Genomic DNA, 6,000 nt, shown 5'->3' on the forward strand with positions numbered 1-6,000 from the left:
TCGATTCCATAACGTCCCGAGCGAGGATGTACGGGTGGCTGACCAACGGCATCGGGTGCACGCGGCCACGGCACCGGCACCGGGCGCGGCTCCGGGTGCAGAGCCGACGCAGCCGGACGGCGATGTCGGCCTGTTCGGACCGTCCAGCGTGACCTGGCGGGTACACGACGACCCGAGTATGATCATCGCCGGGATCCGGGCGCTGCTCCTGCAGGCGGTGCACCCGCTGGCCATGACCGGTGTCGCCCACCACTCCACCTATCGGACCGACCCGTGGGGACGCCTGCGGCGGACCGTCGACTATGTCGACACGATCACCTATGGGAGTACGGACGCCGCTCACTGTGCAGCCGCGCGGGTACGCCGGGTGCACGCAGGCATCCACGGTGTGGATGCAGGCACCGGCCGGCCGTACCGGGCCACCGATCCCGAACTGCTGCTGTGGGTACACGTGAGCGAGGTTGAGTCCTTCCTCAGCACGACCCGCCGGTGCGGGCTGGCCCTCACCGACCGCCAGGCCGACACCTACTTCGCCGAGCAGGTCCGCGCGGCCGAACTCGTCGGCATCCCCGCGCGTGACGTCCCGTCCAGCCGGGCGGAGGTCGAGCATTACCTCACCCGGATGCGGCCGGGGCTGCGGGTGACCGCGGCGTCCCGGGAAGCGGTCGGGATCATCCTGCGGCCGCCGATGCCCCGGTGGGTGGCGCTGGCCACCCCGGCGCGACCCGCGTGGTCGGCACTGGCCGCCATCGCGGTCGGGATGCTCCCCGGTTGGACCCGCCGGCTCTACGGGTTACCCGACGTCGCCGCGGTGGAGCTGATCGCGTCCCTGTGCGGCAAAGCGGCACGCGCGGCACTACTCGGACTGCCGCGCTCGCTGTTCCAGACACCCGGCGCCCTGCGACGCCCCGCCCTGCCGGCACCGACCGACGAACCCACCGGAGCATGTATCGATCTGACACATACTGGTTAGTCTGCTGTTCATGGCGCAACTTCCCCGGGTGGCGGTGCTCGGGCGCGGACCCACCGCCGGCGTGACCGTCTTCGCGCTCGTCGACTCCGGCCTGGATGCGCATCTGTTCGTACCCGCCGCGGCCCCTGCCAGGCCCGTGGTCGCGGGTGCCGAGCGCCCGGCGACGGTGACAGCGGCCCCGACGCCCGCCGAGGACTATCTGCGCGAGCGCGGACTCGCCGACCGGGTCACCAGGCTCGACGGCGACAGCGGCATTCGCCCGGATGACACCCGTCCCGGTGACACCGGCCGCCGGCCCTTCGATCTCCGCGACAGCGACCAACAGGTGACCCGGTGGGACGTCGTGGTGCTCACCGAGGACCCCGTCGAGGACCCCGTCGGCCGCGCGCCCGGCCCAACCGTCGGACCACCGCTGTTCGGGGGTGTCTTCAGCCTGGACACCGACGGCGTGTACCGATGCGGTCGTCTGCCCGACCCAGTGGGTACTCCATCGCGCGGATCGGTAGACAGCGCGGACACCGTTCAGCTCGCTGACGCCCAGGGCCGCTGGATCAGCGAGTACCTGCGTGGCCGCTACCTGCTACCGCCGCGTTCAGTGATGCTGGCAGCGGCAGGGCTGCCAGCAGCCGGCTCCGGTAGCTGGCCACGATCACGCTGTGACCGCCTTCGCGCTTCGTGGCATCCCAGGCATGGCCCGAGCGCGGTGCAGGGTTACCTGCGCTGGCTGGGCGCCGAGCTGCGCCGCGGCCGGGCGCGGGCGGCCGAAGGCGGCTACCCCATCCCCGTGCCCTCCCTGATCACCGCCGAATGATCCACAACGCGGTTCAGGCGAGACGGTTCAGGCGAGGACCGCCAAGCGGTCGGCCGCCGCCCGCAGGGTGTCGAGTCGCTTCGGGAACGCGAACCGCAGGATGTGCCGACCGTCCACGGGATCGGCGAAGAACGACGAACCGGGAACCGCCGCCACCCCGGTCGTCGCCAGCACGCGGCGGGCGAATGCGACATCCTCGCCGGCGGGGTCCAGTGATCGGGTTCCGCACATGACGTAGTACGCGCCGTCGGGTGGCCGGACCTCGAATCCGGCCGCGGCCAGCGCGCCGCACAACAGGTCACGCCGCTGCCGGTACTCGGCCGCGATGGCGTCGTAGTAGCTCGCCGGCAACGCCATCGCGGCGACCCCGCCCGCCTGCAGAGGAGCGGCCGCGCCCACGGTCAGGAAGTCGTGGACCTTGCGGATGGCGGCGGTATAGGCCGGCGGTGCGATCGTCCAGCCGACCCGCCATCCGGTCACCGCGTAGGTCTTGGACAGGGCGTTGATGGTGATCGTACGGTCCGTGAGACCGGGCACTGTCGCGGGCGGGACATGCCCACCCGGACCGAGATAGTGGATGTGCTCGTAGATCTCATCGGTGATGACAAGCGCGTCATGCCGCTGGCACAACTCGGCGAGCAACTCCAGTTCCGCGCGGGTGAAGACCTTGCCGGTCGGATTGTGCGGCGTGTTGATCACGACAGCACGCACCCGGTCGGAGAAGGCGGCGCGCAGCTCGGCCTCGTCGATGCTCCAGTCGGGTCCGTGCAGTCGGACGAGCCTGGGCCGAGCGCCGGACAGGATCGCATCCGGGCCGTAGTTCTCGTAGAAGGGCTCGAACAGCAGCACCTCGTCGCCGGGATCCACCAGCGCCAGCATCGCCGCGATCATCGCCTCGGTGGAGCCACAGGTCACGCAGATCTCGGTCTCCGGGTCCACCGTCCAGCCCGGATAGGTACGGGCGACCTTGTCAGCAATCGCGTGCCGCAACGCCGTCGCCCCCCAGGTGATGGCGTACTGGTTGTCGTCGGCGTCGATGGCGGCCTTCGCCGCATCCTTCAACTCGGCGGGGCAGGAGAAGTCCGGGAAACCCTGCGCCAGGTTGATCCCGTCATGGGCCAGGCAGAGCCGCGTCATCTCCCGGATGACCGACTCGGTGAAGGTCCCGGCCTTCACCGACACCCGAGGCGAGATGCCGCCCTGGGGTCGAGCCGGCTCGTCCGCACCCGACGGGCGTACCTGGGGCAGCCCGACCGCGGAGCCGATACCCGAATGCGCTGTCACCGGTTCATCATGGCGTACCTCAGGTCGCCATCAGGTCAGGTCAGGTCGCCGTCGGGGATGGCGTCCCACGGCTGGCGGTCGGGAGCGGCGGCGAGACCCTCAGGACAATGCCGCCGATAGTCGCACCAGGAACACAACTGACCCGGCGACGGCGGAAACGCCGCGTCCGGCGCGGCGCCGGCGCGCAACGCCTCGCCCGCGCGCTCGGCGTCATCCGCCAGGGCTTCGGCACGGCGCAGATGGCGGCCCAGCGACGCCTCGTCGTGTTCGGCCGACAGCACGTCGCCGGTGGGAACATGATGCAGCTCAACCCGCCGACACGGCCGGCGCAGCGTCCTTGACACCGCGAGTGCGTACAGGGCGAGCGGCTGGGAGGCTCGCGCATCGTCATCGGTGAGCGGGCGGCGGCCGGTCTTGTAATCGACGACGACAAGCTCTCCATCCCGGTCGTCGAGCCGGTCGACCCTCCCGGACAGCGCCAGCCGTTCGGTGCGTGCGGCTACCTGGCGTTCCACCGCCATCGGTTCGCCGGCCGGATCAAGAGCAGCCACATACCGCCCGACCATCTCCGCCGCCCGCTCCCGCCAGCGAACCGACTGATCGGCGTCCCGCCAGCCGTCCAGCAGCCACCCGAGGCGGACGAGGTGCGCGGCGCGGGCCGGGGTACGGCGCGCCAGCGGCTCGTCCCACCAGGCCCGAAGGGCGTTGTGCACGCTCGCACCCATCGAGTTGTGAGCCCACGGTGGACCCTTCGGCGGTGCCGGGCGGTCCAGGTAGGTCATCCGGTACCGGCGCGGGCAGTCGGCAAAAGCAGAAAGCTTCGACGGCGTGCAGACGAAAAGTCGCCGCGGCATGCCGTCCAACTGCAGCTGGTCCACGACATGATCCTGTCACTCGGCCGCTGGCACAGGGCAGCGGCGACGTCGACACAATGGTAACCGAATGACCACTGGACGGTGGCATTCTCGCCTGGCATGCTGTCGGATGTGACCGGCACATCCGACCTTTGCGCGCGCCGCGCGAGCAGATCGCCGGATCACTTTTACCAGGGGCCGGGCTTGGTCCCTGGGCTGCCGCGCGACTGACGCGACACGCCGAAACCAGACGGCCCGGACTCACCCGGGCTCACGAGGCTCTGGGACGGCCGGGCCACGGACGAAAAGGGCCCAGATGACAAGGGAAGCGCTCAACTCTGTCACCTCCGCGCCGACTATCTCCTCGATCGAGGACGGCCGAACGGCCATCGACGAGATCGATACTCAGCTTCGCGCGCTTGTGGGAGCACGCCTCGATGTGTCCCGCCAGATTCAGGCGCTGCGCTCAGCTGACGGCGGTCCCCGCATCGAGCACTCACGGGAGAATGAAATCATCGCGGCATGGTCGGGGGAACTCGGACCGCGCGGGGTCGAAATCGCACTGTCCATTCTCACCCTCTGCCGCGGATCTCTTACCTGACGCCATCGTGACTCGGCCCCGCACAGTATGTCTGCCAGCTGATGGTCGCCGCTCAGCGGCGTTGCGCCTGGGTGCCAGAACCGCGCCGCTGACCGCCGTCGGTGTCCTCACCGACGGCGACGGACTCGGCCAGCAGCGCCCGCAGTTCCGTACGCAGCTCCGAGCGCAGGTAGTCACGGGTCGCCAATTCGCCGATCTTGACCCGAACCGCCGCAATCTCGCGGGCAAGGTATTCGGTGTCGTCGAGCTGGCGGCCGGTCTGCTCCCTGTCCTGAGCGAGGTTCGCCCGGTCCCGGTCGTCCTGCCGGTTCTGCGCCAGCAGGATCAACGGCGCCGCATAGGCCGCCTGCAACGACAACGCCAACGTCAGGAAGATAAACGGATAGTTGTCGAACCGCAGGTCAAGCGGCATGACAATGTTGTAACCGATCCATAGCACGACCACCACGCTCTGCACCACAAGGAAACGAGCGGTTCCGATGAACCGCGCGATCCGTTCGGCAGCTCGGCCAAAGGCATCCGGCTCTGCGGGCCGGCGGGCCAGCGCTGAGCGGCGCGACGGACGAGGCTGGTCGAGCCTGCCCGCAGTGCGGCGGATCCTCATGATCCGGGCCGGCTCAGGCCGTTGTCGCGCCGATCCCGACCACCTGGCAACACCGTGCTCACAGCATTGCTTCGGGAATCGCTGTCAGCATCATTGTGGACGTCACCACGGGAATCGCCACGGGAATTACCGTGGGCACTATTGTGGGAATCGTCGAGAGTGCCCGCGCGGGCGTCTGAATCCAGGTCACGTTCCCGCCAGTCGGCCGGCAACATGTGGTCGAGAACGTCGTCGACGGTCACCACACCGACCAGTCTGGCCTGCTCGTCCAGCACCGGGACCGCCACCAGGTTGTACGAGGCGAGCAGGCGGGTCACCTCCGGGAGGGACGTCTCCGGGCGCAGCGGCGTGATGTCGATGTCGATGACGCCACCGACGAGCGTCCCGGGCGGTTCCCGAAGCAGCCGCTGGAAATGCGCAAGCCCCAGATAGCGTCCGGTCGGGGTCTCGTACGGCGGGCGGACCACGTAGACCTGCGCGGCCAGCGCCGGTGACAGTTCCGGTGCCCGCACCCGCGCGAGCGCATCGGCGACCGTCGCGTTCGGGCCGAGGATCACCGGCTCGCTGGTCATCAGACCACCGGCGGTGTTGTCCGGGTAGACCAGCAGCCGGCGCACCGGTGCCGCCTCCTGCGGCTCCATCAGCCGCAGCAGCCGCTCGGCCTCCTCAGGGGGCAGGTCCCTCAGCAGGTCGGCGGCATCGTCTGGACCCATCGCCTCCAGGATGTCAGCCGCCCGATCGTCGGCGAGCCCGCCGAGCAGCTCGATCTGCTCATCCTCGGGCAGCTCCTCCAAGACGTCGGCGAGACGTTCGTCGTCAAGGGCCGCGGCGACCTCGGCCCGGCGCTTGTGCGAAAGATTGTGCAGCAGGGAC

The 6,000-nt window shown here is 69.6% G+C and carries 7 protein-coding genes; 3 read left to right on the forward strand and 4 right to left on the reverse strand.

The features are described from left to right. Positions 1 to 34 precede the first annotated feature (34 nt). Positions 35 to 973: an oxygenase MpaB family protein gene (locus U9978_RS03785; protein WP_322759619.1), complete on the forward strand. Its 939-nt coding sequence runs from the start codon at positions 35 to 37 to the stop codon at positions 971 to 973. Positions 974 to 983: 10 nt separating this feature from the next. After that, positions 984 to 1,784, forward strand: a complete 801-nt coding sequence (locus U9978_RS03790; RefSeq protein ID WP_322759620.1) for a hypothetical protein — start codon at positions 984 to 986, stop codon at positions 1,782 to 1,784. 27 nt (positions 1,785 to 1,811) lie between these two features. Here the strand turns inward: U9978_RS03790 and U9978_RS03795 are convergent, their stop codons facing one another. Together U9978_RS03795 and U9978_RS03800 are read right to left on the reverse strand one after the other, a co-directional pair. Beyond that, positions 1,812 to 2,978, reverse strand: a complete 1,167-nt coding sequence (locus U9978_RS03795) for a pyridoxal phosphate-dependent aminotransferase (RefSeq protein WP_322759725.1) — start codon at positions 2,976 to 2,978, stop codon at positions 1,812 to 1,814. Positions 2,979 to 3,103: 125 nt separating this feature from the next. Beyond that, on the reverse strand, positions 3,104 to 3,946 hold the full coding sequence (locus tag U9978_RS03800) for a PD-(D/E)XK nuclease family protein (protein ID WP_322759621.1): 843 nt from the start codon (positions 3,944 to 3,946) through the stop codon (positions 3,104 to 3,106). Positions 3,947 to 4,238: 292 nt separating this feature from the next. Here U9978_RS03800 and U9978_RS03805 point away from each other — a divergent pair, with 292 nt between their 5' ends. Continuing rightward, positions 4,239 to 4,523, forward strand: coding sequence for a chorismate mutase (locus U9978_RS03805; protein WP_322759622.1), 285 nt, complete (start codon positions 4,239 to 4,241; stop codon positions 4,521 to 4,523). A gap of 52 nt (positions 4,524 to 4,575) precedes the next feature. Here U9978_RS03805 and U9978_RS03810 read toward each other — a convergent pair whose 3' ends face one another. Beyond that, a complete protein-coding gene (locus tag U9978_RS03810) occupies positions 4,576 to 5,127 on the reverse strand; it encodes a DUF1003 domain-containing protein (RefSeq protein WP_416210837.1) in 552 nt (183 codons plus the stop codon). Next, on the reverse strand, positions 5,124 to 6,000 hold an 877-nt coding region (locus U9978_RS03815), incomplete at its 5' end, for a magnesium transporter MgtE N-terminal domain-containing protein (RefSeq protein ID WP_322759624.1). The genes U9978_RS03815 and U9978_RS03810, both read right to left, overlap by 4 nt.

This window comes from Protofrankia sp. Cr2 (assembly GCF_963555885.1).
Classification (GTDB): Bacteria; Actinomycetota; Actinomycetes; order Frankiales; family Frankiaceae; genus Protofrankia.